This is a genomic window from Peribacillus sp. NPDC096379 (assembly GCF_044762875.1).
Classification (GTDB): Bacteria; Bacillota; Bacilli; order Bacillales; family DSM-1321; genus Peribacillus.
In genome coordinates this window covers 34,821-59,952 of sequence record NZ_JBIWFD010000006.1, presented here as the reverse complement: position 1 = coordinate 59,952, position 25,132 = coordinate 34,821, and the positions used below count along the sequence as shown (strand labels likewise).

Below are 25,132 nucleotides of genomic sequence, written 5' to 3'. Positions count from 1 at the left end.
CTCATGCACCACTGAAAAGTCCTACTATGTACATAGACCCTTTATTCATCATTTCTTCAGCTTCTTTTTAAATTCAATCGGAGTTACCCCTTCTACTTCTTTAAAGAATCTAGAAAAATATTGAGAGTTGCTAAATCCAACCATAATGGCAATTTCAGTCATGGAAAGATTAGAGAACAGGATAAGTTCCTTTGCTTCCTTTATTCTTCTCAGATTTCGGTAATTACTAATGGTGATTCCCTTTTCTTTCTTAAATGCACGCATTAAATGTGAAGGATGGACATGTAATTTCCTTGCCATTCCCTCCATTGAAATATCCTCCGCAAAATTCATCTCTATATAGTTTTCTGCTTGCTTTACAATTGTTAAGTTGTCACCTTTAGATTTTCGAATTGTAGGGTCGGAATATTCTCTTACCATATTTGAATGAATCTGATCTAGTTCAGAAATAGTCTCGGAATGCTCGATCATAATTGCATATTTTTCTGATAAAAAGTGGCTTTGCAATGGGCTTAGCCCTCCCCTTTCAGCAGCATAGCTATAAAGGGTATTGTGGGATAATAGAATATTTTTATAGGACCGTACTTTATTATTTGGGACTCTGTTAAGAATATTTAATTGGTTATCTTCAAATTTATGAAGCGCATCCATTTCATATTCAGCTATCAAATCCCTGTCACCAAGTTGAATTCCATAGAGTAATTTTTCCCTTAGCTTATGAACAGCATCAATGTATTCAGGCGTAAGTCCATTTCGACTATTATTTGAATTTGGAATATCTGTCTGATGGTGTTCCCTCATTTATCATCCCTGCCTTATGCAATTTGCCTTAGGTTGATCGTATTATATCATTCTTTGTGACTTTTTGTATTTGATTCTATTCTCTGTGATAGTACTTAAGAGGGGATTTCTAACAAAAAATCCATTTTTATTCGCAAGCTTAAACAGTAGCTCTATTCTTTAATAGCTATCCATGCAGTACAAAAGAAAATTAAAAAATAATTGGGAGATAGGTTCATGAAAAAGTGAAATGGATATGCAGCGGAAATAATCAAAGAAAGGGTCCGTGAAGGGAAAATTTATTCAGCTGATGACGTTCTAAAGATGATTGAACAAGGTTAGCTAGACAAGATATTCTATACTAAAATATCCTGTCTAACCTATTTTTTTAATAAATTTTGTAGAGCAATAAAACCTGATAGATCGTAATTAGAAGAATACATCTATGATCTCTTAACTATAGAAAATAGAGGGTAACTGGCACTGCTTATGGGCAGAATACGCATAATCTCTCTTGTAAACCTTCTAAGACTTCTTCTGGCACTTCCCTGACCTCGATATCCCCACCTAGGAAAAGTAGCCAATTTATTATTTCGGTCAATTCTTCGGGATGATTAATATTGATAAAAGTCTTTAAAATGGCTGTGGTTTGGTAGGGATTCGTATAGGAAATTGAAACTTTTAAAGGATGGTATTTTTTGAACTGGGCAATCGCTTTTGGACCAAGTTCAAGGACAAGGTTGATTACTTCTTCCTTCTTACTTAGTTTTTCTAAAATCTTTTTCTTACTTAATCCTTTTTTCGTCGGGTAGGGTTTGACATTGGTGAGATAATCTACAGGAAAAATCCGCTTCTTTTCATCCTTTAAGTCAAAGCCTTCAATCAGCCAAAGTCCTTTTTCATGATAAAGGTGCAAGAGATAAATTGGATACGACTTTATTGCCTTCTCTTCTTTGATAGTAATCAATAAATAGCTATCCAAAAGAAGGCTTTGGATGAGTTTTTCTAACATAGGATGGGGTAGGTCTGACAGATCAAGTAGGTCGGGATTATTGGGGTTGGTCCCTTCAAAAAGCAAGATTTGATTTAAAAGAACAAGGTCATCTTGCTGGTTTTCTGAGATGAGGCCTAGTAATTTTTCAGCTAAAGACTGACGACTCTTTAGATAAGGAAGTTGTTGATTTCTTGTGGCCATAAAGGCAATAAAAAGAGCTTTAATCTCATTATCGGTAAAGCGAACAGTGGGCAAGACAGAGTTGTTCATGACAAAATAACCCCCATCCCTTCCAACTTCAGCGACAAGTGGCATCCCCATAGCTTCAATTTCTCTGATATCTCTAATAGCTGTCGAACGAGAAATGTTAAATTCTCGCATGATTTCAGAAATTGTAAAGTGGGCACGGTTGTTGATATACCGCATGATAATATTGATCCGTTCAACTTTTTTCATCGGGACCTCCTAAACAGTATCACTTTTTGACATGATTTAAGGCTATTATAAACCCATCAAGTGAAAAGACAAATCATTTGATTAATTTAAAAAAGAGGAAGGTTTTGAATATGACAGATTATACCCTAGAAGAAAAAGACAGCTTTACCGTTTTAGGTATTGGAACTGAGCTTGAGAGTGATTACACAGACTTTGCTGGCATAAACAAGGAGAAGGCAGACTTTTGGTGGGCCGTCAAACAAGATGGAAGGCTTGACACTTTAAAAGCCATAGCCACAAATGATTACATTTTTGCTGTGAATGAAGCAGTGAATAACAAGATGATGCATTATGCTGGCGTCATGACAGAAGCGTCAGTACCAGAAGAGTCCAGAGTTATCCAATTCCCCAAGGGAGAATACCTAGTTGTTAAAGGGGAGGAGAAGACGGCTGATGAGTTGAGTAATAAGCTTGCTGGTATTGCCTTTGGTCAAGTCTTGCCAGAAGCAAAGAATTTTGCCTATGTTGGTGGGCCAAATGCAATGGTTGAGATGGGGCAGCGAAACGGCTTGGTATTTGGTGAAATGTGGATCCCCGTTGTTAGGAAATAAAGAGATAAAAAGGGGGATGGAAATGTCCTATATCGTTGATTTTAAAAATGTGTCTACGGTTGGTTTAGAGTCTTCAACAGTAGCAGAAGCGCTTGCTGGTTTACGTGCTAATGAAGCCCGTTACTTTATGAACAAATACAAGCATGAATTTACGGTTGTACCAGCTAGCGAAAGCCAGGAGACCCTTGATTATGTGAACCGAATTTTGAAAGAAGAACGTGATATTGAGTTTGCGGCTAAACCTTTAGGAACTTCACGTTTTCAAGTGGAAAATATCAAATTTGCCTATGTCATTTATGAGGATGGCCTTGTGATCAACGTCATGTATACGGTTGATGATCCTAAGAAGCGGGCTGTTGGTTTTAAGCTCTCTGAGGGGATGGAGGTACCAAAGGAGTTAGAAGGGAAGTTTAAGTTTGCTAGGCAGAAGTCTAAACTAGCTGGAACAATTCGGGGCTCGTTTTTTGTCATTAAAGGAGAATATTAAAGTAAGCAAAAGCGCAAGTGGAGGAATTCAGTCATTTTTTGTATGTAGTCATTCTTTTTCTTCATTTGGATAAGAAAATCCTGATTGAACAAAAAAGGCAGTCATGCAACAATTGTCTATCTACGCATTCAACTAACAAAACAGCACCTCTTCACCAAATTAGAGGGTGCTGTTCCTTTTTTCGCAAAAACCTCACTTACGTATGATGCAGTTCACCGTAATAAATCTAAATGATGTTCCCCTTATTTTTATACGAACCATAAAGCCCTCCCCTAATTCAATACTTATCGGCTCTTTAAGGGCAGTTATCCGCCACCTATTTTCTTTGGTTCGCTTTAATTCTTGAGGTAGGGTTTTTCTGCCCATTAATGCGGGATAAAAAAAGACACAACCCTCTTAAAGTTGTGCCCAAATATCTTCTATCTATTAAAATTAATCTTCTCTTCAAATTGATTTAAAGTTATTGTTGCTTCACTTGGCTTGGTTTCGGCAATAATCTTGCCATGTCTGAAGGAATACCTAACCGTTGCTTGCTTGCGAATCGCCTCATATTCATTTTCTGCAGATAAGATGATGAAGTTAGCTGGTTTACCTTCTTCGATTCCGTAATTCTCTTCAATGTGCAACGTTTTGGCACTATTACTAGTGATCAAATCGATTGAATTTACAATTTGGTCATAGCCCATGAGTTGTGAAGCATGAATCCCCATATGCAATACTTGAAGCATGTTCCCTGTTCCAAGTGGGTACCATGGGTCAAATATGTCATCGTGACCAAAGCAAATATTTAGTCCCGCTTCCTGTAATTCTTTTACCCTTGTTAGCCCTCTTCGTTTTGGATACGTATCAAATCTTCCTTGAAGGTGAATATTCACAAGCGGATTTGATACAAAATTAATGGAAGAAAGCTTTAATAAGCGGAATAATTTATACGTATAGGCATCATTATAAGAGCCCATTGCCGTCGTATGGCTCGCTGTTGTGCGAGTACCTAACCCACGTTTGTAAGCCTCAGCAGCTACAACTTCTACAAATCGAGACTGTTCATCATCAATTTCATCACAGTGGATGTCAACTAATCGATCATATTTTTCAGCAAGGTCAAAAGCGAATTTTAACGACTCCACTCCGTATTCTCTTGTAAATTCAAAATGAGGAATGCCGCCTACAACATCGGCGCCCATTTTCAATGCTTCCTCCATCAATTCTTCCCCATTAGGATATGAAAGGATGCCTTCTTGTGGAAATGCAACAAGTTGAAGATCTACATAGGGAGCCATTTCTTCCTTTACTTCCAACATTGCTTTTAAAGCCGTTAATTCTGGATCTGTTACATCTACATGTGTACGGACATGCTGAATTCCTTGAGCAATCTGCCATTTTAAAGCCGTTTTTGATCTTGTTTTTACATCATCAATCGTTAGCGTTTCTTTTCTTTGCGCCCATCTTTGTATACCTTCAAACAAGGTGCCACTTTTATTCCACTCTGGTTCTCCCGCTGTTAACGTTGTATCTAGATGGATATGCGGCTCAATAAAAGGTGGAAGGACAAGAGACCCATTAACATCGATGATTTCTTTTCCATCAACATCTCCTAGTATTTGAGTAATTTTATTAAACTTACCATCTTCTATAAATAAGTGCCAAAGTCCATCTTTTCCTCTAAGCTTTGCGTTTTTAATGATCACTGATTATCTCACCTTTATCATGTATTTTACTTATTGATCCTTCTTGTTGAGGCATACATTTCATCACAACAACATAAATAATGGCAGACCCTAATAGTGCATTAATTGGAGGGATACCTGGCGCAAAATTTGCGACTGCAACTCCACCTACCCATGCAAATATAGCGATCCAATTTACGGCTTTAAATTTCATCGTTTCAAATGGTTGATATTTCCCGCGCTTTAGTAAAAAATAGTCTGCTAAAATAATGGCTCCTATCGACGGTAGCGTGGAACCCAAAATCGTCAAGAATCCAACAAAATTGTTATAAAGCCACATCGCTGCTATTGTTCCAACGATTCCATTGAAAACAACAACTTTATGTTTTGGTAGTTTTGTAATATTGGAAAATCCTAGTCCAGAAGCATATAACGCGCTATCGTTTGTCGTCCAAATATTCAAACCGAGGACAATGATGGCAGGAATCATTAACCCTTGTAAAAACATCACGTCCGAAATATCAGCTTTATTGTAAACCATAGCTCCGACTGCACCAAATAAAAACATGAGCGAATTCCCAAGAAAGAACGCGATAACATTAGCAGTCACAGCAGAACGTGATGTCTTAGCAAAACGAGCAAAATCGGGCGTAAGCGTACCAGCGCTAATAAAAGATCCGATACAAATGGTTAATGCTAATGCAACTCCCATTGCCTGTGTAGGTTCATAAGCGAATAATTCTTGAATTCCCCCAACTGTATTAGTTGCGTCAAACATGGAATAACTACCGAAAATTGCAATTGCCGGAACAGCAATAAATCCTAAAATGGTTAAGGTCTTCATCCCAAAAATGGCCGATACCGTCATCAACAAACCAAAAATCGCTATTATTAGATAAACATTGACCCCAGTCGCTTTTGCAACAGGTACCGCAAACATTGCAAGTCCAACACCAAACCAGCCTACTTGAGTTGAAGCTAGTAAAAATGAAGATAAATAAGAACCTTTTTCACCAAAAGCATATCGAGTCAATAAATGAGTTGATAACCCCGTTTTTGCTGCAATATAAGCTAATGAACCTGTATAAAGCCCAAGTACAAGATTACCTGTTAACACAATCCATATAAACTGGCTAAACGACAATCCCGTTCCTAATGTCCCTCCAGACCACATGCTCGCTGAGAAAAAGCTAAGTGACAGCATCACCGCAAGTATTTTCCAAAATCCATTTCTATTCGCCTGAGGTACTGCCTGTAACGTGAATTCTTTATCTACTTTTGACATACCAATTCCTCCAATAAGTTAGTAACTGGTACCGAAGAAGGCTTCGATAATTTTAGGAGATTAGGGAATAAAAAAAGCTTCTTGCCATTTCTGACAAGAAGCTTTTTTACACAATGAACCATGGGAAACCTACATACGTAGGCTGCCAAAGCAATGATCATTATTTCCGCTGTCCTTGTCAGCCTCACGGGACTGAATTAAAGGTACCAGTATTTAATTAAACATATTATTACAGGAAAACAATATGTTGTCAACTGATTTTTAGGCGCTATCCCCCGTAGGTCCTCAATCTCTAATATTTTTAACAGATAACATCAAAACCTCATTTATTTATGATACGGTTCTCCATAGCATATCTAAATGAGGTTTCTCAAAAAAGCGGGGACTGGCAAATAATTTTGACATGAAAAAGGCTCCCCCCATGAAGGGATACTCATACATCGTGTTTATTCATTTTTGATTTTCTACATATGCGTTAACAAGCGATCCTTTTGGTCAAGAAAATATGCCATCAGTTTCTTACATTGAGGAATAGAAAATCCTAAAATTGGACCTAATCCAAACGCAATAAACACTGTTCCAATTCCAACAGGCCCCCCTAGCATCCAACCAAGAAGAAAAATGAGTACTTCAATTCCACTTCTAACCAACGGGATACTCCAACCCGTTCTTTCAACAATTAATAACATAAAGCTGTCTCTAGGACCTGCTCCAAAATCAGCAGAAACATATAATCCAATACCATACCCAATTAAAACAACACCTATGATAAAAGCAATTGTTGCTCCTGCTAAACTATCAATGCTAGGTAAAATCCAATTAAAAAGATCAATAAATAATCCTAGAAACAACATATTCAGAAAGGCCCCTATTTTTGGCCATGCCTTATTGAAAATTGAACTGATCAACAAGAGTAAAAATCCACTTATTATCGACCAAGTTCCAATAGTAAAGCCAAATTTAGTAAATAGACCATAATGAAAAACATCCCATGGTCCAATCCCTAAATGCTTTCCTTCAATTGTTAAAGATATGCCAAATGCTAACACTATTAATCCAAAAATAAAAAAAGACCAGCGTAGAATCCATTCCTTTTTCATAACCGCTCCTCTATCTTATATCTTATTTTTTTATTAATATAACATTAAATTTGGACAGAAATAATAATCTATATTTTCTGAAATATAACAAGAAAAGCGTATCTTTAATTTTCTTATTAAAGGAGAATTATGGGTCTTATTCGTTTTAACAATGGGATAACTGACGAGGGCAATATCATATAGCTATGTCATTTTTTTCATTTTGGGGATAAAAATTCCTTCATTAATTTCAAAATCCTAACACTTAGATCTTAGGTGCTAGTCTTGTGGGTATTAGGGCAAACTCCGATGTTAAACAAACGGCAATCCTAACGACTGTTCCCAACAAGAGATCATCTAGTCTACGATGATTATATTCCATAAAAATATTAATCCCCCATTGCATTATATTTGAATATATTTTACAATCAATTGAATAAAAATTCATTAACTTTCACACTACGAAATATTAAAAGGGAGTTTACTAGATGCAGAAAAATATAATACAAAATCAATCTCAAAATAAAAGCACAGGCAAGAAGGCACTTAACATTAATGCATTTGTCTTACTTTTCTTTGTGATCGTCATTTCCGCTATTTTGACATACATTGTGCCAGCTGGTGAATTTGACCGGGTAGAAAAAGATGGGCGTACGCTTGTAGTTCCTGATTCTTTTACTCTGACAGAGTCGTCTCCAGTCGGATTCTTTAATATCTTTACTAGTATTCATTCAGGCATGATCGATGGTGCTGGAATTATCTTCTTCGTTTTGATCATTGGCGGTGCTTTTGGCATTTTAAAGGCAACGGGCGCCCTTGATGCATTAATTGTGAATATAACAAGAAAACTAGCAAATAGGGAATTATTACTCATTCCCGTTCTCATGCTGTTTTTTTCAGTTGGTGGCACATTGATGGGAATGGCTGAAGAAACCATTGTATATATTGCTATTATCACTCCAGTAGCTATTGCCTTAAAGTTAGATGCGATGGTCGGTTTTGCAATTGTTTCACTGGGGGCAAATATCGGGTTCATGAGTGCTGTCCTGAATCCATTTAATATCGGAGTCGCACAAAGTATAGCAGAATTGCCTACATTCTCAGGTATTGGTCTCAGACTAGTATTATTCGCTACATTATACATTGCTGGAGTCCTTTACGTTTACCGCTACGCGAAAAAAGTCAAGTCCAATCCTGAACTAAGGTATTTAGGAAAATATCAAGAAGGTAATCAAGTTGAAGTCGATACAAATTTAAGACTAACCATTCGTCACAAATGGATTCTAACCATTTTTTTACTCAACTTTGTAGTATTGATTTTCGGAGTTATAAAATTTGGTTGGTATATAACTGAAATTGCTGGTTTGTTCTTACTATTTGGAGTCCTAATCGGGATTGTTGGAAAATTAAATCCGAACAATATTGCGGACAGCTTCATCGATGGAGCAAAAGACCTAATTGGTGGTGCTTTAATCATTGGTTTCGCACAGGCCATTCTCGTTGTGATCCAGGATGGAAAATTAATAGACTCTATTTTGTATTTTGCCTCTACCTTTCTAAGTCAACTATCGCCAATTCTGAACGCTATAGGAATGTTTTTTTTACAGCTTTCACTCAACTTTCTTGTACCATCAGGGAGTGGTCAAGCAGCACTCACAATGCCAATCCTGGCACCTTTATCTGACCTTGTTGGAGTGACAAGGCAGACTGCGGTACTAGCATTTCAGCTTGGGGACGGCATTTCCAACTCCCTTTTCCCTACATCAGGTGTGTTACTTGCTGGACTTGCAGTTGCAGGGATTCCTTTTACAAAATGGATAAAATGGATTCTACCTTTTATATTCATTCAAATAGTCATCAGTATTATTTTCCTAATCATTGCACAAGTGATTCAGTACGGACCATTTTAAGAAGAATTAACGGAGGTTCATTATGTTACAAACAAAGCTTGTAGATACAGAATTATTGGCTTGGACAATTGAACAGCGCAGACATTTCCATATTCATCCTGAGCTATCCGGACAAGAATATGAAACAGCTGCTTATGTGAAAGAGAAATTAACTGAATTCGGCATCGCTATCAAAAATAATTATTCTGCACCAAATGTTGTCGCCTATTTTAAAGGAACAGAAGGGAAAAAAACCGTTGCGCTCAGAGCCGATATGGATGCTCTCCCGCTTCATGAAGAAGGAGACAAGCCTTACATTTCAACAGTTCCTGGCGTTATGCATGGTTGTGGTCACGATGGTCATACCGCGACTTTACTCGCGGTAGCTAAATGGATGAGCACTCACCCACATTTAGTAAAAAATAATATTGTATTTATCTTTCAAAGCTCTGAAGAAGCATCACCAAGCGGGGCTAAGCAGCTTGTAGAAGAAGGGATATTAGATGGAGTCGATGTAATATATGGAATCCATTATATGTCTAATATGCCTTTAGGTAAAATTGGTTTTGCAACAGGCCCTGCTATGGCATCCAGCGATGACTTTGACATTATAATTGAAGGGAAAGGTGGACACGCGGGCAATCCACACGAAACAGTGGACCCAATTTACATCGCAACCCATCTTATACAAGCGTTCCAATCGATTGTTAGCAGAAATTTAAATCCCTTACATTCAGGAGTGATTTCATTTGGAGGTATTCAGGGAGGAAATTCATACAACGTCATTCCTGATAAAGTAAACCTTCAAGGTACTATTAGGGCATTAACGTATGAAGGAGCTGAATTAATGCACAAACAAACAGCTCAGCTAACTGAATCAATTTGCACAAGCTTTGGGGCAAAAGGACATTTTCATTTAATAGAAGGAACCCCTCCATTATACAATCATCCGGAAGCGTGCGAATTTGCGAAAGAAATCATCCAAAAGACCTTCGGTGATGATGTGTTCTTACCATTTGAGCCTGTACTAGGGGCTGAAGATTATTCCTACTACTTAAAAGAAAAAGTAGGTGTATTCATTAACGTTGGGATGCAAAGCGAAAAAAGCCAGTATCCTCACCATCATCCGAAATTTGACATTGATGAGGAAGCCATTCCCTCTGCCATTGAACTAATGATTCAATTGGCTTTGAATTCGTGAATTAACTAAGGGCGATTCATCCCATACCATCAGGTAGTGTGGGATGAATTTCCTTTTTTCTATCATGGGCGGTTATTACGGTATCATAGTTGTCGACTGCTTTAAACTGTCGATCTAAAAAGCTTTCACTTACAGGATTTAGATGCTTCGAATTGGTCGTAGCCTTGTATTTTTTGACTGTACAAGCTTCCATTGGTTCTTTGTCATAATGCGAGAGACCGTACGCTCACTTATTTTCACGCTACGTCTTTTCAGCGTTTTAGCGATTTTAATACTGCCGTAACGTTGCTTGAATTCTAGATGAGTCTGTAAAATTTTTTGCGATAATTTCTCATGTTGTTCCTGCCTGTCACTTTTCGGCCGTTTTAACCATTTGAAGTAACCACTCTTGGAGACTCTCAGAACGCAACACATCTTCTCCACTCGGAATTGGGAGCGATTTTCATGAATGAAATCATATTTTACCGAGGGCTTTTTACGAAGTAGTGCATCGCCTTTTTTAAGATTTCATTTTCCTCCTTGAGATCACGAATTTCCTTTTGAAGAGCTCTTAATACAGCCTCTGATGAAGAAAACGACTGTACAGCCTTGATCTCTGATTGTTGGCCATACTTCTTCATCCAGCCATGTAAAGTATTTTCGTTTACACCCACTTCTCTAGCCACTTGAGCTACAGATTTATGGTTTTCACTTATATACATTACCGTTTCAATTTTAAATGCCTCATCGTATCGTTTGCCATTACCTCTTGCCGTACAGACACACCTCGTTATAGTTAATATGTTTATTATTACAATCTGCGTCTACTATTTAGTCTAGCATCAGAACTATATAATTCTGATTTTTTTATTGCCATGATTATCCCCTTAAAAAGCCTTGAAATTTGTAAAAAAATAACTTCGATTTCAAAAAAATATATTATTACAACACATTTCTCTACTAAATAATTATAGCCTGGGTAATAAAGAAGAGCATTTTTCTTCTTTCCAATTCACTGGGATGTTAAGCTTTTTTGTAATAGTGATCCACACTTAATCTATTTAAATAAAAAAGAAGAAGAAATTTTTTCATCTCTTCTTCTGCCCCTGTAATGTTTTAATATGACTTATCTATTCTTATCCTATAACTTAAATACAAATTTCGCCGTTACTTATGGTAAGGTTCACCGCGGCTACTTTATATGCGGTTTTATTTTTCTGTTAGATTGAGTAAAATCAACACAGCTTTTTTTATATCTTAAAGACAGCCTTGCCCATCACTTTACGTGAATTGAGTCTTTCAAAAGCATCTTCATATTCTTCAAGTGGGAACGTTGAATCAATTGTTGGCCGAATATCAAATTGCTCAGCCAACTTGAAAAGCTGTTCTAAAGTTTCTCTGAGGTCTTGATTAGAGTATTTCCAAAGATTAAAACCTGTCAATGTTGCTTGTTTGATGACAAGGTTAATAAGATTAATGTTTGCTTCATTTCCTGTAGAAAAGCTAATGGATACAACCCGGCCATAAGGAGCAACTGAAAGAAGCAATTGATTCGTCATGTCCCCACCAATTGTATCAAGAATAAGATCGGCTCCGTGGTCTCCGGTTATACGGTAAATACCTTCCTTGACGTTCTCCTTTGATAAATCAACAACACGGTTTTCTGCAACCCCTTTCATTTTTTCTGCTTTTTCTGTTGAAGAAACAATCGCAATTGGTTTAGCCCCGAGCGCTTTGGAAATTTGCATAGCCGCATAACCAACGGACCCAGCCGCCCTGGGGACTGTAACCCATTCTCCTGCCTTTATTCTGCCGGCTCTTGTTAGAGCTAAGTATGCAGTTACATAAGAACTTGGGGAAGCAGCTCCTTCCTCAAAGCTAAAGGAATCTGGAAGCCTGAACAGATATGACTCTGGAACAACAATATATTCTTGGTATGTGCCATCTTTTCCCCTGCCTAAATTGTCACCAAATATCATGACACGACTTCCTTTTGAGAAAGTCGTTCCTGATTCAATAATACCCGCGCCTTCATTGCCTAGAACAAGCGGCAGTTCTTTCATGAACGGAGAACCCTCTTTAGCCATTTTAAGCGCAAAGGGATAAAGCGGGGCAGCATGAATTCTTACCAGTGCTTCACCTTGTTTAGGATCAGGGATCTCTATACTTTCAACAGTGATAGCTGGATTTTTGCCATATGCTTTTATTGGCGTTCGTTGGATGACTTACTCGTATATGCAAAAAATGAAAAGCATTTAACTGCTTGGAAAAAGTTCAATCAAAAGGTTGGGAACAATAGTGCAGTTGGGATCTATCATGAAACATATCAAGTAAAAAAAGGTGCTTATGAATCTATTTATGGCAATATGCCTCTCTATGGATTAGGAAAAGCATTAGAATATCTTCCAATCATAGCTGAAAACAATACTGCTAGAAAAAGGCTTCATTCCCGCGCTTGACCTCCAGTATGCTAAAGCTTGTCCTTAATAGGTTCCAACAGACATTCCGGCAGTTAATCCATTAATCCAAAAAGGTGTAGTCTTCTCATTAGGAGAAGACTACACCTTTTTAGTAAACTCTATAAATGAAAAAACATCTGCCTTAGGCTTCCATGTAAGAAGAAAAAGGCAGGCGTTTTCCAAAACCTAATTGTAATACAGGTTCTCAGTCGGATATACTGGATCATTGGTGATGTCGATTCCAAGCTTCTTAAAGGTCTGTTCGTTTTCCCTATTCAATATAACCGTAGAATGAGCTTGTGTGTCTTTTAAATTCGGCAGTTGCTTATAAGCCAGCTCAGAAGTAGGGTTGGTGACCGCACTGATTGCCAGTGCAATCAGCACTTCATTGGCGCTTAGTGTCGGGACTCGGCTGTTCAAATCATCGGTTTTCAACCGTTGAATCGTCTGCAAAATCATCGGTGACAACAAATCAATTTCATCGGCAATATTGGCCAATTTCTTCAACCCATTCAGAATCGCGGCTGCCGAAGCATCCATCAAAGTTGTCGTTCGACCGGTGATCATCTCGCCATTTGGCAGTTCTATCGCAATTACGGCTTGCAAATTCGTGCTGTCAATTCCCTCTTGGATTGCTTTCGCATAATTACGGGCCGGCGATACAGGTGCCCGATCCTCTTTCTTTAAGTCAGTCTCTTCCAAAATCACTTGCATATGGCGCACACTATCTTCATCGGCAAGCCCTTTTTTATAGTCGTTCTCTACGACGAAACTGCGCCGAATGATTTCCTGCCTGGCAGCTTCCTGCACGACCATATCGTCGGTGATACCCGATTTCAGACGATTAACACCCATATCGGTCGGTGAGCGGTAAACAGACTCTTTACCAGTAATCCTTTCAATAATCCGTTTGATGACAGGAAACGTCTCAATATCACGATTGTAATTGATCGCTACTTTCCCGTATGCTTCATAGTGATAATTGTCAATCATATTAACGTCTTTCAAATCGACGGTAGCCGCTTCATAAGCGATATTTACCGGGTGCTTTAACGGCAAGTTCCAAACCGGAAAAGTCTCAAACTTGGCATAGCCGACTTTATTCCCCAGTTTATTCTCATGGTACATTTGGTTAAGGCAGGTTGCAAGCTTTCCGCTGGCCGGGCCAGGTGCCGTTACTACCACGATTGGCTTTGTCGTTTTAATATAGGGATTCATCGCAAATCCCCCCTCGCCAATGACCGCGTCCACATTTGTGGGATAACCTTTGATTTCGCTGTGGGTGCAGACGCTAATTCCGCTTCTCTCAAGCTTGGTCATAAATACTTTGGCTGTTGGCTGTCCTTGATAACGAGTGAGCAAGACACTGTTGACAGAAATGCCATATGCCCGGTATTCATCGATTAAGCGCAAGACATCTTGGTCATAAGTGATACCGTAATCTTCACGGACTTTGTTCCGCTCGATGTCTCCAGCGTACACACAGATGATGATTTCCGCATTTTCTTTCAGCGTATTCAATAATTTGATCTTGGCATCTTCATCAAATCCAGGCAAGACACGCTTGGCATGTTTGTCGCCTATCAATTTTCCGCCAAATTCCAAGTAAAGTTTATCATACTGCTGCACCCGTTCTAGGATGTAGGCAGATTGTTCTTGCAAATATTTCTCCGAATCAAATCCAACTTTTTTCATTTAATTTCCGCCCGCCTTCTATACTTCAAGCTTTCTCTTAAACCGATAGATAAAAACGCCTTAAGAGAGAATACTAACTAAAATACATCTTTTATCATTATAAAGCTTTTAAAAAAATAGACAAAGGAAAACTGGCCCAATCGTTTCAGTGATTGGGTCATTCTAATTTGATTGATAATTTTTTAACTATTTTTAAGAAATACAACAAAATCGTTCTATTCGGACTAGGTCCATCATTTTTTTGTGTGGAATACTTTGCTTATAAATTCGCTCTTGTATCTGGAAAAAATATTTTTTCGACCCAAAGTGAAACGTATGCTCAACATTTGGTTGATGAAGAAACTCTTTTTATTGTTTTTTCAGTAACTGGTAAATACACTTCCTTTGAAAACCTTTTTAATGCAATAAAGTCTTGTGGGACTGAAATATTGCTAATTTTAGAAGAGTATAACAATTCTTCAGCTTTAGAAATTGAAAATATATTTTACTTAACAAAATCTACTCAAAATGAAAGTCTGTTACCTTTTGAAAAAACCCGAACCGTATTCTTTATTTTCATAGAAGAAGTTATTGCAAGATTAATGTCAGAACGTGAGACATAAAAAAGATGACTAAAAGGGACAAAGGGACAGGTCCCGTGTCCCTTTGTGTAAGAGAACAATCTTCCCCAATCCTTAACATTTCCTAGATGAACAAGTTTAAGGATAACAAGAGGTCCATCAACCGCCATATCTGTTCTAGAAAATGCGGGAGGGACAACATGGTACCTGTCCCCTCGTCCTTTGAAGGACTTTTTTACTGAATTCATTTTAATACATTACAATAAAAAACTCATTTACTTATGGTACGGCTCACCCCGATTGATCCGATAAGCCCGATACACCTGCTCGACCAAAATCAATCTCATCAATTGATGAGGGAAGGTCATTCTTGAAAAGGAGAGGGCTTCGTCAGCACGTTGCATCACTTCTTTGCTTAGACCTAATGACCCGCCGATAATAAAAGTAATTTTACTTTTTCCATAAGTCGCTAGCTTATCAAGCGTGTCTGCCAGTTCTTCAGAAGTTTTCATTTTCCCTTCGATTGCAAGAGCTATGACATGGGCATCGGGATTGACTTTGGCTAGAATTCTTTGTCCTTCCTTTTCCTTAATTTGCAACATTTCGATTTCACTTAATGTTTCTGGCGCTTTTTCATCTGGCAGCTCAATAATTTCCATTTTGGCATAGGCAGACATTCGCTTCATATATTCGTCGATGCCCTGTTTTAGATATTTTTCTTTTAGCTTTCCTACAGTTATAATTGTTATATTCATGTTATCCTCACTTTACAAACAGCTTACAAACACGTTATCCACAAAAGTTATCCACATATCCACATTTACTATCCACATCTTGTATAGGAATATTAGTTCCCTACTATATATACCGCCATGTTTTGACAATATTCACAGGTTGTTGATAACTTCAATTCACTAGGTACACTATTAAGAGTCGGATACGTTTCTTCCTCTACTACCACAGTATCCAGTGCCATATCAACATGATCATCACAACAATAAATCATTCATTTCTCTCCTTTATATCGACATTATTCATGTTTAATTTCCTCATTCGCTTATATGAACTAGTTATCCACAAATCTAACGATTGCATTCACTTTATTGCTACTTTTCCGCTTATCCACATGTTATCTTAACAAAAAACTGAAAAAACACAATAAAAACGAGGGTGCCTCAAAGGCAAAGTGTCAGACCCTTGTGAGGCTCCCCCGTTTTCTCATTACATTTGTTGTTCTACTGACAAATCCATCGTCGTTTTCAATTGTTCACCGTTACGATAATAGGTTACGTCTAACTTATCTCCAATTTTCTTTTCGTTATATAAGTATTTACGTAAATCAACAACATCGGTAACTTTCTTGCCATCCAATGCAACAATCACATCAAACTCCTCTAGTCCCGCTTTGGTTGCCGGTGAATTGGATTGAACACCAGTAATAGCTACACCACTCGTTACATCTGTAGGAAGCTTCAATGTGTTTTGCTGATGATATTGTGAAATTTCTTCAACTGATGCAAGGCTTACTCCCATAAATGGTCGTTTTACCTCACCAAACTGTTCAAGGTCATGAATGATTGGGATTGCTGAATCAATAGGAATAGAAAGACCAATCCCCTCCACTGCACTTTCTGCAATTTTCATGGAGTTAATTCCAATGACTTGACCTTGCATATTAATGAGAGCTCCTCCGCTATTTCCAGGGTTAATGGCTGCATCCGTTTGGATAACCTCTGCGTTCCAATCAACCTGGCCATCCTCATTAATATCCACTTCAATCGTACGCTCTAAACCTGAAATGATTCCTTGTGTTACAGACCCTGAAAACTGTAGGCCTAATGGATTGCCAATGGCTACAACTGGTTCACCTGGTTTTAAAGTAGACGAGGTCCCAAAATCAGCAACCGTCGGAACATTCGTACCATCGACTTCTACGACAGCCAAATCCATCCATGGGTCACTTCCTTTCAGCATGGCTGGAAGCTTGGTTCCGTCCACTAACGTTACTTCTAGTTCCGTTGCATTTTCAATAACGTGATTATTTGTCACTATGTAGGCCTTTCCATTTTCCTTTTTATACACAACACCCGATCCCGTTCCTGCCTCACGGTTTTCTTGATTTCCCCAAAATTTAGATTGTTGGATATTTGTAATCCCAACAACCGCTGCACCGACTTTCTCTACCACGCCCGTTACAGCTGACGTAACATTAACAGATACTTGTTGCTGGACTTTCTCTGTTTTCCCTAGTCCATTCACTTTTTCATTTTGATTCTGCCCATTAGAATTTGGATAACCTTGTAACATGAAGAAAACGAGCAATGCCCCGACAATTACTCCTGCGAGCGTTGATAAAAAGTATCCTCCTGGACGTCCTTTTCTTTTTTTGTTGCTGCTTTCATGCATATGATCATCGTAGTATCCCAAATTTGTTCAATCCTCTCTTCCTTTAAAGATTAAATAAATGCCATACACTAGTCTTTGTTTATCTCTTCCATTATACTCATTTAAGACTAAAGATAAAAAAATTTTCCTTCATTCTGTATTCCTACCGTTTTCAACCTTTCAGGAACACCTTACACAAATGTTTCATCAAAAAAAAGGAATGAAAAGAGATCATCCCTTTTCATTCCTAAACAAGTACTATTTCAGTTGGTTTTTTCGGGTCCGTATCATAGAGAGAGAATTGCTCCCCAACGATAATTCCTTTTGTTTGCAATGTTTGCTCAACAGACATACGTGCGAGATCTTTCATATTGTTATCAAGGCTTAGATGTGCCAGATAAATTCGTTTTGTCCGATCCCCCGCAACATCACTCATGGCAATTGCTGCATCTTCATTTGAAACATGCCCAAAATCGCTCAAAATTCGTCGTTTAATACTCCAAGGGTATTTACCCATTCTTAGCATTGACACATCATGATTGCTTTCAAACACGTACATATCGGCATTATCAATAATACCTTTCATTCTATCACTCACATAGCCTGTATCTGTAATTAAGACAAGCTTCTTATCACCTTGATGGAACACATAAAACATCGGCTCCGCTGCATCATGGGAAACACCAAATGATTCAATATTTAAGTTCCCAAATGTTTTAATCTGTTCCATTTCAAATGTGAACTTTTGCTCAACCGGTACTTCGCCAATTATTCTCTCCATCGCATTCCATGTACTCATATTCGCATAAATTGGTAATTTATATTTACGCGCTATGACCCCAAGGCCTTTAACATGATCACTATGTTCATGTGTAACAAGAATGCCTGATAACTTGGACATATCGCGGCCAATTTCACTGAATAATGCTTCCATCGCCTTGCCACTCAAGCCAGCATCGACAAGAAAAGAATGCTCTTCTGTCTCGACGAAAATAGCATTTCCCGTACTCCCGCTTGCGAGAACACTAAAATGCATACTCATACCTCTCACTCCAATAATATTTTCTCCTCCGTATTCAATTCAATCACTTCTCCATCAAATGCATTTACGAACAAGTCCTGTTTGTCATCTACAATCATTCGCCAAGTAGGCACTAACAGAAAAGATGAAGAAGAAGAGTTGGATTGTAAAGAATTATAATAACCAAGCTGAAAATTGGTTATCTCACTATCTGGCGGAATATCTCCTTTTAAATAGAGAGCTTCAATAGCCTTTATCGGAAGGATCATTTCTTTCGGTTCATTAAATTCTTCAATATCCTCTAGATACGTTTGTTCGTATGAAATGATTTCCTTATCTTCATTTAAAAATAGCGTTACCTTGCCCTTACTATTATTATAAAAGATCTTACTATCAAAAGCCTGATAATAAACAATTGAATGACTTGTTTTATCGTATGTCCAATAGCTATAATCTTCACCATGATAGATATTTTCCTTCATGAAAAGATCAATTTCACTCGTTTGTAATTTTTCACTAACTTTGGTTTTATTTTTAAACGTGCCTACTAGTTTCGTTCTTTCTACATCTGCCATCAAAAGATCTTGGTCTTTCAAAGACTTCAGATCATCCTTTTTAAAAACCTTCGTTTTCGCGACTAAATAGTTTTCCTTTTGCTTTTGTTTAGGCATAGGAGTATACGTTATGTTTTCTTCCTTTAAAAGCTCTTCAATAGGAGTTTGAGACATGTAATCATATTTATTATCATTTTTCTTCCCCATAAATTGATCCAAAAGAAAAATATCAAGAATGAGAAACACCATAATGAATATGGTCTTCGTTCGATTCCAGTCCATTATCGATCCGCTCCTTTTTGCTCAAAAGGTAAGAGGATCCATGTTCCTCCATATCGGTAATACCAAGCAGGTTCCAAGATGACACTTTTCGAATTAAGTGTAGACTTGGTCATTCGATAGCCAATTTCAACGTCTCCATTGAAATTACTGATATTTTTCAAAACTGTTATCACTTCTTCACCAGAAGGAAGCGATTTATCAGGCGCTTCAGGATAACGGAAATCTAGATAAAAATACGGACGTTGATATTGATAGATTTCCCCATTCCCCCAAACCTGTTCAATTTCTGCCATTCCTGCTTCGTTAAATACTGGAAGTCCATTAACAAATAAACGAAAGACTACCCTTTGTTCCTGTTCCCATAGCTCAGAAAACCGAAACGAGTTTTTCCCCCAACCTGCATGGTCATTCACAAGGTCAATGCTTTGCTGCAATAATTCACTCGTACTACTAAATCCGTTTTTCTTTTGTGATGGGTTGATGAAATTAATCATCGCTAAATTACGGTCAACAGATAATAGCCGGGTCCCATCAGTAAATTCTTCAACCTCAGAGACATACTCTTGGCGAACGGATGTGGGATCAGTAAATAAGGCATACTTAAAGTTATTAATATTCATATATCCCAGTTGATAGCTGTACTGCTTCATAGGAGTGGGGTCTTTTAAAAGATAGATTTCCTTTGTCTTATTGACCTGGTACGTTATATATTCAGGATACTCATTCGCATTTTTATAGTACATTTCATAAAATGTACGAATACTTTCTCCATTGACGATGGTTTGAATAACCGTCTTATTTTCTGTTGAAATAAAGTAAATCTTTGCTTCCTCCATATTACTATTTGCAGAAGTAAATATAATTTTATCAAAAGAAAACTCAGGAACCTCACTCATTTCAACATTAAATACAGACTTATAGAGCTTGAATGGTATTTGATCAGTAAAGTTAATTTCTGTATTCGCTTTTGAATGGATAAATGTTAGAAATCCCATTTCACTGGCTTGATGAGAAATATCTTCAAAGTTGTATAATGACCAGTTCCAGAACGCGGACTGGATGTTATTCATTTTCTCTTCATCATTCATTTGAAAATGCTGCTCTCCCACATGTAATAAAACATTCTTTGGCTTCACAACATCCGCAATATTTTTTGTATCACTTGCTACTTTAAAATACTCACTCTGATCTGTCTTTTTTAAGGTTGGCTGATAGGTCCAAATTTGCCAAGTTAAATAAGCGCTCATAAAAACTAATATCAATAGAACAATGCTTTTCATTCTTTCAAAACTCATGACCAATCATCCTCTTGCTCCAGCTCGTAAGGAAGGGTGAAATAGATTGTTGTTCCTTTTCCTTCCACACTTTTAGCCCAGATTTTCCCGCCATGGGCGACAATCATTTCCTTTGCAATCGCCAAGCCAAGGCCAGTTCCTCCAAGATTCCTTGATCTAGCTTTATCCACTCGATAAAATCGCTCAAAAATCTTTTCTAAATTACTTTTAGGAATCCCAACACCTTCATCACTAATACTAATGATAATAGACTTTTCCTCATCCTTAACTCTGAATGTAATCTGGCCGCCTTCAGGTGAGTACTTGGTCGCGTTTGAGATAATATTATAAAGAACTTGGGTAATTTTATCTTCATCAATATCAACGAAGAATGATTCTTTAGGAATGTATCGTTTAAATGTAATCGTCTCTTTTTTTGACATTTCAAGACGGTCAATTAGGTGGTTAAAGAAATCATTAAAATTCACCCAGCCACTTTTTAACTTATAGTCCCGGCTGTCCATTTTCGATAACTGTAATAAGTCGTTAACTAGTCGAATCATACGCTCTGTTTCATTTTGTGTTACGTTTAGGAAGGAAGGTGCAATCGCCTCATCCTTCCAAGCCCCTTCCGCTAATGCTTCCAAATAACTGCGCATCGTTGTTAACGGCGTCCGTAATTCATGGGAAACGTTGGCCACAAATTCTCGACGTTCTTCTTCAATCTTTTCCTGCTCTGTAATGTCATGAAGCACCGTAATAAGACCATTCACAAAACCTGTTTCTTTTTGAATTACAGAAAAGTTAGCACGAAGAATATACGGTTGTTTCGGCTTGCTGTAGTCTAAAATGACCGAATCACGCTCTTCTAGTAAATCCTCAAACGTATAGTCTTCTTCAAGATTCAATAATTCAATGATGGGTTGATTTAGTACTGTTTCACGTGAAACATCCAATAACTTTGCCGCAGGTTCATTAATTAAAATGACTCGTCCCCGACGATCAGTCGAAATGACACCATCAGTCATATAGGATAGAATGGATGATAACTTTCTCCGTTCACCTTCCGTACTAGATTGTGAATCCTGCAGTCTTTTCGTTAAATTATTGAAGGTTACAGCCAACTGGCCAATTTCATCATCCCCATATACTTTAACTTTTCTTGAGAAATTCCCTTTCGACATCGCAATGGCTTGTCTACGCATATCAGTCATTGGTCTCGTAATTGTTTTTGCCAACCAAACACCTAATAATGCGGTGATACTTAAGGCGATGGCTGTCCCGGTGATGAAAATGTGATTAATTTCATTTAATTGATCAAAAATGTTTTCCATATCCGCGATTACATAAACTGCACCAATAACCTTTTTATTATAGTCTACTGGAACGGTTAAAACCCAGACACGCCTATTTGTTTTCCGATCATAAAATACATCCTGATCCGCAGCTCCTAAAACAAGAGTCCGTTTAATAATATCTTCCGTCGTCTTTTTACCAACGATCGACTGATTACCAGGGTCAGATGTCCCAAGTACACGACGACTGCGAAGCTCTATGACTTGAACCTCGGTTATATTATTTGAAGATTTATCGCGATCTTTTAAAATTGTGTTAATTGCATCTTCAAGGGTGGGGTCATCATCGTCTCTTTCCTTGACCATTTCTTCACTTATACTATACGTTAGAAGATTCACATGACCACGTATAGAACTCTGAAAGTTATTAACAAGATTGTCTTCTAATTTCCCAATAAAATAAACGCCAATAATTTGCATGGCAACAAAAATAAGTAGTAGATAAATGACTACAAATTTCACGTGAATGGAACGAAGTAAACCGACCTTTTTCATGTTACTTACTCCTGTTCAGGGTTACGAAGGTAATAGCCTACCCCTCTTCTTGTTACAATCCAGCCCGGGTGGCTTGGGTTATCTTCAATTTTTTCACGAAGACGTCTAACCGTAACATCGACGGTACGCACATCGCCAAAATAATCATATCCCCATACCGTTTGTAACAAATGCTCGCGTGTCATCACTTGACCAATATGTTTTGCCAAGTAATGGAGCAATTCAAATTCCCGATGAGTTAATTCAATCGTATCACCGCGCTTGGAAACCACATAAGCATCTGGGTGAATAATGAGTGTGCCAACCGAAATCTCTTTCGATTGTTCTTCAGGATTTGCAGCTGGAGCCGCTTGCTGGCGTCTTAAATTCGCCTTCACTCGGGCAATGATCTCTCGTGTACTAAAAGGCTTTGTCACATAATCATCCGCTCCTAGCTCAAGCCCCAATACTTTATCGATTTCGGAGTCTTTTGCTGTAAGCATGATAATAGGTGTTTCATACTTCTTGCGTACTTCTCGGCAGACCTCCATGCCATCTCGCTGGGGCAACATAATATCTAATAAAATTAAATCTGGCTGAAGTTCTTCCACCATTTTAAGAGCCTCATTGCCATCATAAGCACAATAAACATCAAAGCCCTCTTTTTTTAGGTTAAATTGTAGAATATCAGCAATTGGTTTTTCATCATCAACAACAAGAATTTTCTTTTCCATAAACATTTCCCCTTTATCTACAAATCGTGTCCAATATATATACATGTACCTTTTATTAATTAAACAAAAGATTTATCATTCATCTATTTATAAAAAATCTAGTAAGCTTCTCTCTACCTTACTTTATCATTTTATCATAATGAAATCATCCTATTCCTACTATCACCCCTTATTTACCAGATCTTTTCCTGTTCTTTCTTTTCTACATAAAAAATCTTCGAATCTATAATCCGAAGACTTGCAAAAAAAAACGAAAGTATCCGTTTTATTGTTTCATAAAGTGAAACTTCAAGCAGTGGGGTGTTACTACCCGTTAATGCACGATAAAATCTAGCGGATCAACAAGACGGCCATTTTTCAAAATCTCAAAATGAAGGTGGGTGCCAGTTGAATGGCCTGTTGAACCCATGATACCAATTTTAGAACCACTTTTAACGGTATCCCCTATCTTCACATCCACCAATTCAAGATGGGCATAAATTGTTTCGTACCCGTTATTATGATTAATCCTAATTTTATTACCATAACCACCTGATACTCCAGCTTCAACCACAGTACCGTGATCAGCTGCATGAATGGTTTTCGTAGTTGGTTGCGCAATATCAATACCTTTATGCATTTTCCCAAAGCTTGGGCCTTGTTCACTAGAAATATACCCTCCATCTGCAGGCCAGATAAACGAACCCGTTCCTCGTGATGGAGTTTGCTTTATTCCTTTAACAATTCTCGATACTTCCTCAGCCTCTTCTTTAGATGAAAGATGCGTAAACATCTCATCAGTAATAGCATATGCATAGGCTTCTTCTTTGCCTTCGAATTGTCTTATTACTTCCCGTAGTACCTCACCACTCGCCCTATCAGTATTAAATACTTGCTCCTCTATTAACTGATTTTTATATAAAAAATTTGTCATACTACTTCCAACTTCATTATGCACATAATCTTGATCAATCAGGAGCGTCTCATCCGCGTCTATGGCAGCTTCAGAACCTTTTGGAATAATGGTCATCACAAAAAGAATGATATTAGCCATTATTAATAAAGCAGAACATACACTCTTCCTACTTAACATATCCTTAATCCTCCCTATTGCCATGTAACTCAATTCATTAAACATTTAAGTTGTATAATGAAACTCCAATCAGTGGGGTTTTGCTGCCCGCTAATACTGGATAAATCTAGATAAATTGGACTAGTTTCATTTTCAACTACTCTACCATACTATTAAATGAAACATGGGATAGACTCCGTAATGTAATACAATTGTATAATTTTTGACATAGTGTTACAAAAGGATAACCTATAGCTAAAATGAGTTCAAACCAATTCATAAAAACAAGGCACAAAAAAACACCCCAAAAGGAGTGTTATGGAGTGGCTCAGGACGGAATCGAACCGCCGACACAAGGATTTTCAGTCCTTTGCTCTACCGACTGAGCTACTGAGCCATATTAATAATCCACTAAAGTCTATTGCAGACTCTAAGCTTTTCATTTTCTAAAAAATAAAATGGCGGTCCCGACGGGAATCGAACCCGCGATCTCCTGCGTGACAGGCAGGCATGTTAACCGCTACACCACGGGACCATATCAATATAATCATGTTAAGCATACTATTGAATTCTTACAAGCTAGCTGGACTTGCCAGCTACTTGATTTACTTCAATAGCCGATGACCCCTACGGGATTCGAACCCGTGTTACCGCCGTGAAAGGGCGGTGTCTTAACCGCTTGACCAAGGGGCCGTATTATGGTGAGCCATGCAGGATTCGAACCTGCGACCCTCTGATTAAAAGTCAGATGCTCTACCAACTGAGCTAATGGCTCGTACAAAAATTTCACTCATTTGTGACGACGCTTTTGATAATATCATAGTTCTACTTGTTAGCGCAATAGTATTTTAATTTTTTTTTCAAAATGTGACCTTTAATGT

At 37.9% G+C, this 25,132-nt stretch carries 25 protein-coding genes and 4 tRNA genes; 6 read left to right on the top strand and 23 right to left on the bottom strand.

What is annotated here, in order from left to right:
- Positions 1 to 48: 48 nt before the first annotated feature.
- Together ACIQZI_RS21030 and ACIQZI_RS21025 are read right to left on the bottom strand one after the other, a co-directional pair.
- The gene (locus tag ACIQZI_RS21030) at positions 49 to 801 is read right to left on the bottom strand and encodes a helix-turn-helix transcriptional regulator (protein ID WP_403076945.1); all 753 of its coding nucleotides are present in this window, start codon (positions 799 to 801) and stop codon (positions 49 to 51) included.
- Positions 802 to 1,267: 466 nt separating this feature from the next.
- A complete protein-coding gene (locus ACIQZI_RS21025) occupies positions 1,268 to 2,230 on the bottom strand; it encodes a helix-turn-helix transcriptional regulator (RefSeq protein WP_403076942.1) in 963 nt (320 codons plus the stop codon).
- Positions 2,231 to 2,340: 110 nt separating this feature from the next.
- Here ACIQZI_RS21025 and ACIQZI_RS21020 point away from each other — a divergent pair, with 110 nt between their 5' ends.
- Together ACIQZI_RS21020 and ACIQZI_RS21015 are read left to right on the top strand one after the other, a co-directional pair.
- A complete protein-coding gene (locus ACIQZI_RS21020) occupies positions 2,341 to 2,820 on the top strand; it encodes a GyrI-like domain-containing protein (protein WP_403076939.1) in 480 nt (159 codons plus the stop codon).
- A gap of 22 nt (positions 2,821 to 2,842) precedes the next feature.
- Positions 2,843 to 3,307: a phage tail protein gene (locus ACIQZI_RS21015; protein ID WP_403076936.1), complete on the top strand. Its 465-nt coding sequence runs from the start codon at positions 2,843 to 2,845 to the stop codon at positions 3,305 to 3,307.
- 419 nt (positions 3,308 to 3,726) lie between these two features.
- Here ACIQZI_RS21015 and ACIQZI_RS21010 read toward each other — a convergent pair whose 3' ends face one another.
- The 3 genes from ACIQZI_RS21010 to ACIQZI_RS21000 all read right to left on the bottom strand — a co-directional run bounded on the left by ACIQZI_RS21010 (position 3,727) and on the right by ACIQZI_RS21000 (position 7,359).
- Positions 3,727 to 4,995 (bottom strand): cytosine deaminase, encoded by a 1,269-nt coding sequence (locus tag ACIQZI_RS21010; RefSeq protein WP_403076933.1) that lies wholly within the window; start codon positions 4,993 to 4,995, stop codon positions 3,727 to 3,729.
- Positions 4,985 to 6,259, bottom strand: a complete 1,275-nt coding sequence (gene codB / locus ACIQZI_RS21005) for a cytosine permease (RefSeq protein WP_403076929.1) — start codon at positions 6,257 to 6,259, stop codon at positions 4,985 to 4,987. The genes ACIQZI_RS21010 and codB overlap by 11 nt, the downstream gene beginning before the upstream one ends.
- Positions 6,260 to 6,723: 464 nt before the next feature.
- Positions 6,724 to 7,359 carry a YczE/YyaS/YitT family protein gene (locus ACIQZI_RS21000; RefSeq protein ID WP_062186554.1) on the bottom strand — a complete coding sequence of 212 codons (636 nt, stop codon included), beginning with the start codon at positions 7,357 to 7,359 and terminating at the stop codon, positions 6,724 to 6,726.
- Positions 7,360 to 7,838: 479 nt separating this feature from the next.
- Between ACIQZI_RS21000 and ACIQZI_RS20995 the strand changes: the two genes are divergently transcribed.
- The gene (locus ACIQZI_RS20995) at positions 7,839 to 9,248 is read left to right on the top strand and encodes a YfcC family protein (protein ID WP_403077154.1); all 1,410 of its coding nucleotides are present in this window, start codon (positions 7,839 to 7,841) and stop codon (positions 9,246 to 9,248) included.
- A gap of 22 nt (positions 9,249 to 9,270) precedes the next feature.
- Complete coding sequence (locus ACIQZI_RS20990; RefSeq protein WP_403076922.1) at positions 9,271 to 10,428, top strand: M20 metallopeptidase family protein; 1,158 nt, start codon at positions 9,271 to 9,273, stop codon at positions 10,426 to 10,428.
- A gap of 16 nt (positions 10,429 to 10,444) precedes the next feature.
- On the opposite strand, the gene ACIQZI_RS20985 is transcribed toward ACIQZI_RS20990, so the two are convergent.
- The 4 genes from ACIQZI_RS20985 to ACIQZI_RS20970 form a co-directional block, all read right to left on the bottom strand.
- Positions 10,445 to 10,621: a hypothetical protein gene (locus ACIQZI_RS20985; RefSeq protein ID WP_403077168.1), complete on the bottom strand. Its 177-nt coding sequence runs from the start codon at positions 10,619 to 10,621 to the stop codon at positions 10,445 to 10,447.
- Positions 10,567 to 10,842: an IS3 family transposase gene (locus tag ACIQZI_RS20980; RefSeq protein ID WP_403076919.1), complete on the bottom strand. Its 276-nt coding sequence runs from the start codon at positions 10,840 to 10,842 to the stop codon at positions 10,567 to 10,569. The genes ACIQZI_RS20985 and ACIQZI_RS20980 overlap by 55 nt, the downstream gene beginning before the upstream one ends.
- A 47-nt stretch (positions 10,843 to 10,889) precedes the next feature.
- The gene (locus ACIQZI_RS20975; protein WP_403077151.1) at positions 10,890 to 11,201 is read right to left on the bottom strand and encodes a transposase; all 312 of its coding nucleotides are present in this window, start codon (positions 11,199 to 11,201) and stop codon (positions 10,890 to 10,892) included.
- A 456-nt stretch (positions 11,202 to 11,657) separates the two neighbouring features.
- Positions 11,658 to 12,539, bottom strand: coding sequence for a quinone oxidoreductase family protein (locus tag ACIQZI_RS20970; protein ID WP_403077149.1), 882 nt, complete (start codon positions 12,537 to 12,539; stop codon positions 11,658 to 11,660).
- Between ACIQZI_RS20970 and ACIQZI_RS20965 the strand changes: the two genes are divergently transcribed.
- Positions 12,525 to 12,866 carry a monooxygenase family protein gene (locus tag ACIQZI_RS20965; RefSeq protein ID WP_082675230.1) on the top strand — a complete coding sequence of 114 codons (342 nt, stop codon included), beginning with the start codon at positions 12,525 to 12,527 and terminating at the stop codon, positions 12,864 to 12,866. The two genes, ACIQZI_RS20970 and ACIQZI_RS20965, sit on opposite strands and share 15 nt — an antisense overlap.
- 186 nt (positions 12,867 to 13,052) lie before the next feature.
- On the opposite strand, the gene ACIQZI_RS20960 is transcribed toward ACIQZI_RS20965, so the two are convergent.
- Complete coding sequence (locus tag ACIQZI_RS20960; protein ID WP_403076915.1) at positions 13,053 to 14,561, bottom strand: DUF1846 domain-containing protein; 1,509 nt, start codon at positions 14,559 to 14,561, stop codon at positions 13,053 to 13,055.
- Between the two features lie 167 nt (positions 14,562 to 14,728).
- On the opposite strand from ACIQZI_RS20960, the gene ACIQZI_RS20955 reads away from it, so the two are divergent.
- Positions 14,729 to 15,163 (top strand): SIS domain-containing protein, encoded by a 435-nt coding sequence (locus ACIQZI_RS20955; protein WP_403076912.1) that lies wholly within the window; start codon positions 14,729 to 14,731, stop codon positions 15,161 to 15,163.
- A 233-nt stretch (positions 15,164 to 15,396) separates the two neighbouring features.
- On the opposite strand, the gene rlmH is transcribed toward ACIQZI_RS20955, so the two are convergent.
- The 13 genes from rlmH to ACIQZI_RS20890 all read right to left on the bottom strand — a co-directional run bounded on the left by rlmH (position 15,397) and on the right by ACIQZI_RS20890 (position 25,026).
- Complete coding sequence (gene rlmH / locus ACIQZI_RS20950; RefSeq protein ID WP_403076909.1) at positions 15,397 to 15,876, bottom strand: 23S rRNA (pseudouridine(1915)-N(3))-methyltransferase RlmH; 480 nt, start codon at positions 15,874 to 15,876, stop codon at positions 15,397 to 15,399.
- Between the two features lie 92 nt (positions 15,877 to 15,968).
- Positions 15,969 to 16,127, bottom strand: a complete 159-nt coding sequence (locus ACIQZI_RS20945; RefSeq protein WP_082675231.1) for a CxxH/CxxC protein — start codon at positions 16,125 to 16,127, stop codon at positions 15,969 to 15,971.
- Between the two features lie 215 nt (positions 16,128 to 16,342).
- On the bottom strand, positions 16,343 to 17,548 hold the full coding sequence (locus tag ACIQZI_RS20940; RefSeq protein WP_403076906.1) for a S1C family serine protease: 1,206 nt from the start codon (positions 17,546 to 17,548) through the stop codon (positions 16,343 to 16,345).
- Positions 17,549 to 17,753: 205 nt separating this feature from the next.
- Complete coding sequence (locus ACIQZI_RS20935; protein ID WP_403076903.1) at positions 17,754 to 18,548, bottom strand: MBL fold metallo-hydrolase; 795 nt, start codon at positions 18,546 to 18,548, stop codon at positions 17,754 to 17,756.
- 5 nt (positions 18,549 to 18,553) lie between these two features.
- On the bottom strand, positions 18,554 to 19,363 hold the full coding sequence (locus ACIQZI_RS20930) for a two-component system regulatory protein YycI (protein WP_403076900.1): 810 nt from the start codon (positions 19,361 to 19,363) through the stop codon (positions 18,554 to 18,556).
- On the bottom strand, positions 19,363 to 20,658 hold the full coding sequence (locus ACIQZI_RS20925) for a YycH family regulatory protein (RefSeq protein ID WP_403076897.1): 1,296 nt from the start codon (positions 20,656 to 20,658) through the stop codon (positions 19,363 to 19,365). The genes ACIQZI_RS20930 and ACIQZI_RS20925 overlap by 1 nt, the downstream gene beginning before the upstream one ends.
- Positions 20,655 to 22,487, bottom strand: a complete 1,833-nt coding sequence (walK, locus tag ACIQZI_RS20920) for a cell wall metabolism sensor histidine kinase WalK (RefSeq protein WP_403076894.1) — start codon at positions 22,485 to 22,487, stop codon at positions 20,655 to 20,657. Before walK ends, ACIQZI_RS20925 begins: the two co-directional genes overlap by 4 nt.
- A 5-nt stretch (positions 22,488 to 22,492) precedes the next feature.
- On the bottom strand, positions 22,493 to 23,200 hold the full coding sequence (gene yycF / locus ACIQZI_RS20915) for a response regulator YycF (protein ID WP_062186589.1): 708 nt from the start codon (positions 23,198 to 23,200) through the stop codon (positions 22,493 to 22,495).
- A gap of 313 nt (positions 23,201 to 23,513) precedes the next feature.
- A complete protein-coding gene (locus ACIQZI_RS20910) occupies positions 23,514 to 24,272 on the bottom strand; it encodes a M23 family metallopeptidase (protein WP_403076890.1) in 759 nt (252 codons plus the stop codon).
- A 303-nt stretch (positions 24,273 to 24,575) separates the two neighbouring features.
- Positions 24,576 to 24,648: transfer RNA gene (locus ACIQZI_RS20905), tRNA-Phe, on the bottom strand.
- A gap of 62 nt (positions 24,649 to 24,710) precedes the next feature.
- Positions 24,711 to 24,786: transfer RNA gene (locus ACIQZI_RS20900), tRNA-Asp, on the bottom strand.
- 86 nt (positions 24,787 to 24,872) lie between these two features.
- Positions 24,873 to 24,944: transfer RNA gene (locus tag ACIQZI_RS20895), tRNA-Glu, on the bottom strand.
- A 6-nt stretch (positions 24,945 to 24,950) separates the two neighbouring features.
- Positions 24,951 to 25,026: transfer RNA gene (locus tag ACIQZI_RS20890), tRNA-Lys, on the bottom strand.
- Positions 25,027 to 25,132: the final 106 nt, after the last annotated feature.

Coding starts and splice junctions, on each gene's coding strand:
- ACIQZI_RS21030 (WP_403076945.1), bottom strand. CDS start 801: ATGAGGGAACACCATCAGACAGATATTCCAAATTCAAATAATAGTCGA.
- ACIQZI_RS21025 (WP_403076942.1), bottom strand. CDS start 2,230: ATGAAAAAAGTTGAACGGATCAATATTATCATGCGGTATATCAACAAC.
- ACIQZI_RS21020 (WP_403076939.1), top strand. CDS start 2,341: ATGACAGATTATACCCTAGAAGAAAAAGACAGCTTTACCGTTTTAGGT.
- ACIQZI_RS21015 (WP_403076936.1), top strand. CDS start 2,843: ATGTCCTATATCGTTGATTTTAAAAATGTGTCTACGGTTGGTTTAGAG.
- codB (WP_403076929.1), bottom strand. CDS start 6,259: ATGTCAAAAGTAGATAAAGAATTCACGTTACAGGCAGTACCTCAGGCG.
- ACIQZI_RS21000 (WP_062186554.1), bottom strand. CDS start 7,359: ATGAAAAAGGAATGGATTCTACGCTGGTCTTTTTTTATTTTTGGATTA.
- ACIQZI_RS20990 (WP_403076922.1), top strand. CDS start 9,271: ATGTTACAAACAAAGCTTGTAGATACAGAATTATTGGCTTGGACAATT.
- ACIQZI_RS20985 (WP_403077168.1), bottom strand. CDS start 10,621: ATGGAAGCTTGTACAGTCAAAAAATACAAGGCTACGACCAATTCGAAG.
- ACIQZI_RS20980 (WP_403076919.1), bottom strand. CDS start 10,842: ATGTGTTGCGTTCTGAGAGTCTCCAAGAGTGGTTACTTCAAATGGTTA.
- ACIQZI_RS20965 (WP_082675230.1), top strand. CDS start 12,525: ATGAATTCTTACCAGTGCTTCACCTTGTTTAGGATCAGGGATCTCTAT.
- ACIQZI_RS20960 (WP_403076915.1), bottom strand. CDS start 14,561: ATGAAAAAAGTTGGATTTGATTCGGAGAAATATTTGCAAGAACAATCT.
- rlmH (WP_403076909.1), bottom strand. CDS start 15,876: ATGAATATAACAATTATAACTGTAGGAAAGCTAAAAGAAAAATATCTA.
- ACIQZI_RS20945 (WP_082675231.1), bottom strand. CDS start 16,127: ATGATTTATTGTTGTGATGATCATGTTGATATGGCACTGGATACTGTG.
- ACIQZI_RS20935 (WP_403076903.1), bottom strand. CDS start 18,548: ATGAGTATGCATTTTAGTGTTCTCGCAAGCGGGAGTACGGGAAATGCT.
- ACIQZI_RS20930 (WP_403076900.1), bottom strand. CDS start 19,363: ATGGACTGGAATCGAACGAAGACCATATTCATTATGGTGTTTCTCATT.
- ACIQZI_RS20925 (WP_403076897.1), bottom strand. CDS start 20,658: ATGAGTTTTGAAAGAATGAAAAGCATTGTTCTATTGATATTAGTTTTT.
- walK (WP_403076894.1), bottom strand. CDS start 22,487: ATGAAAAAGGTCGGTTTACTTCGTTCCATTCACGTGAAATTTGTAGTC.
- yycF (WP_062186589.1), bottom strand. CDS start 23,200: ATGGAAAAGAAAATTCTTGTTGTTGATGATGAAAAACCAATTGCTGAT.
- ACIQZI_RS20910 (WP_403076890.1), bottom strand. CDS start 24,272: ATGTTAAGTAGGAAGAGTGTATGTTCTGCTTTATTAATAATGGCTAAT.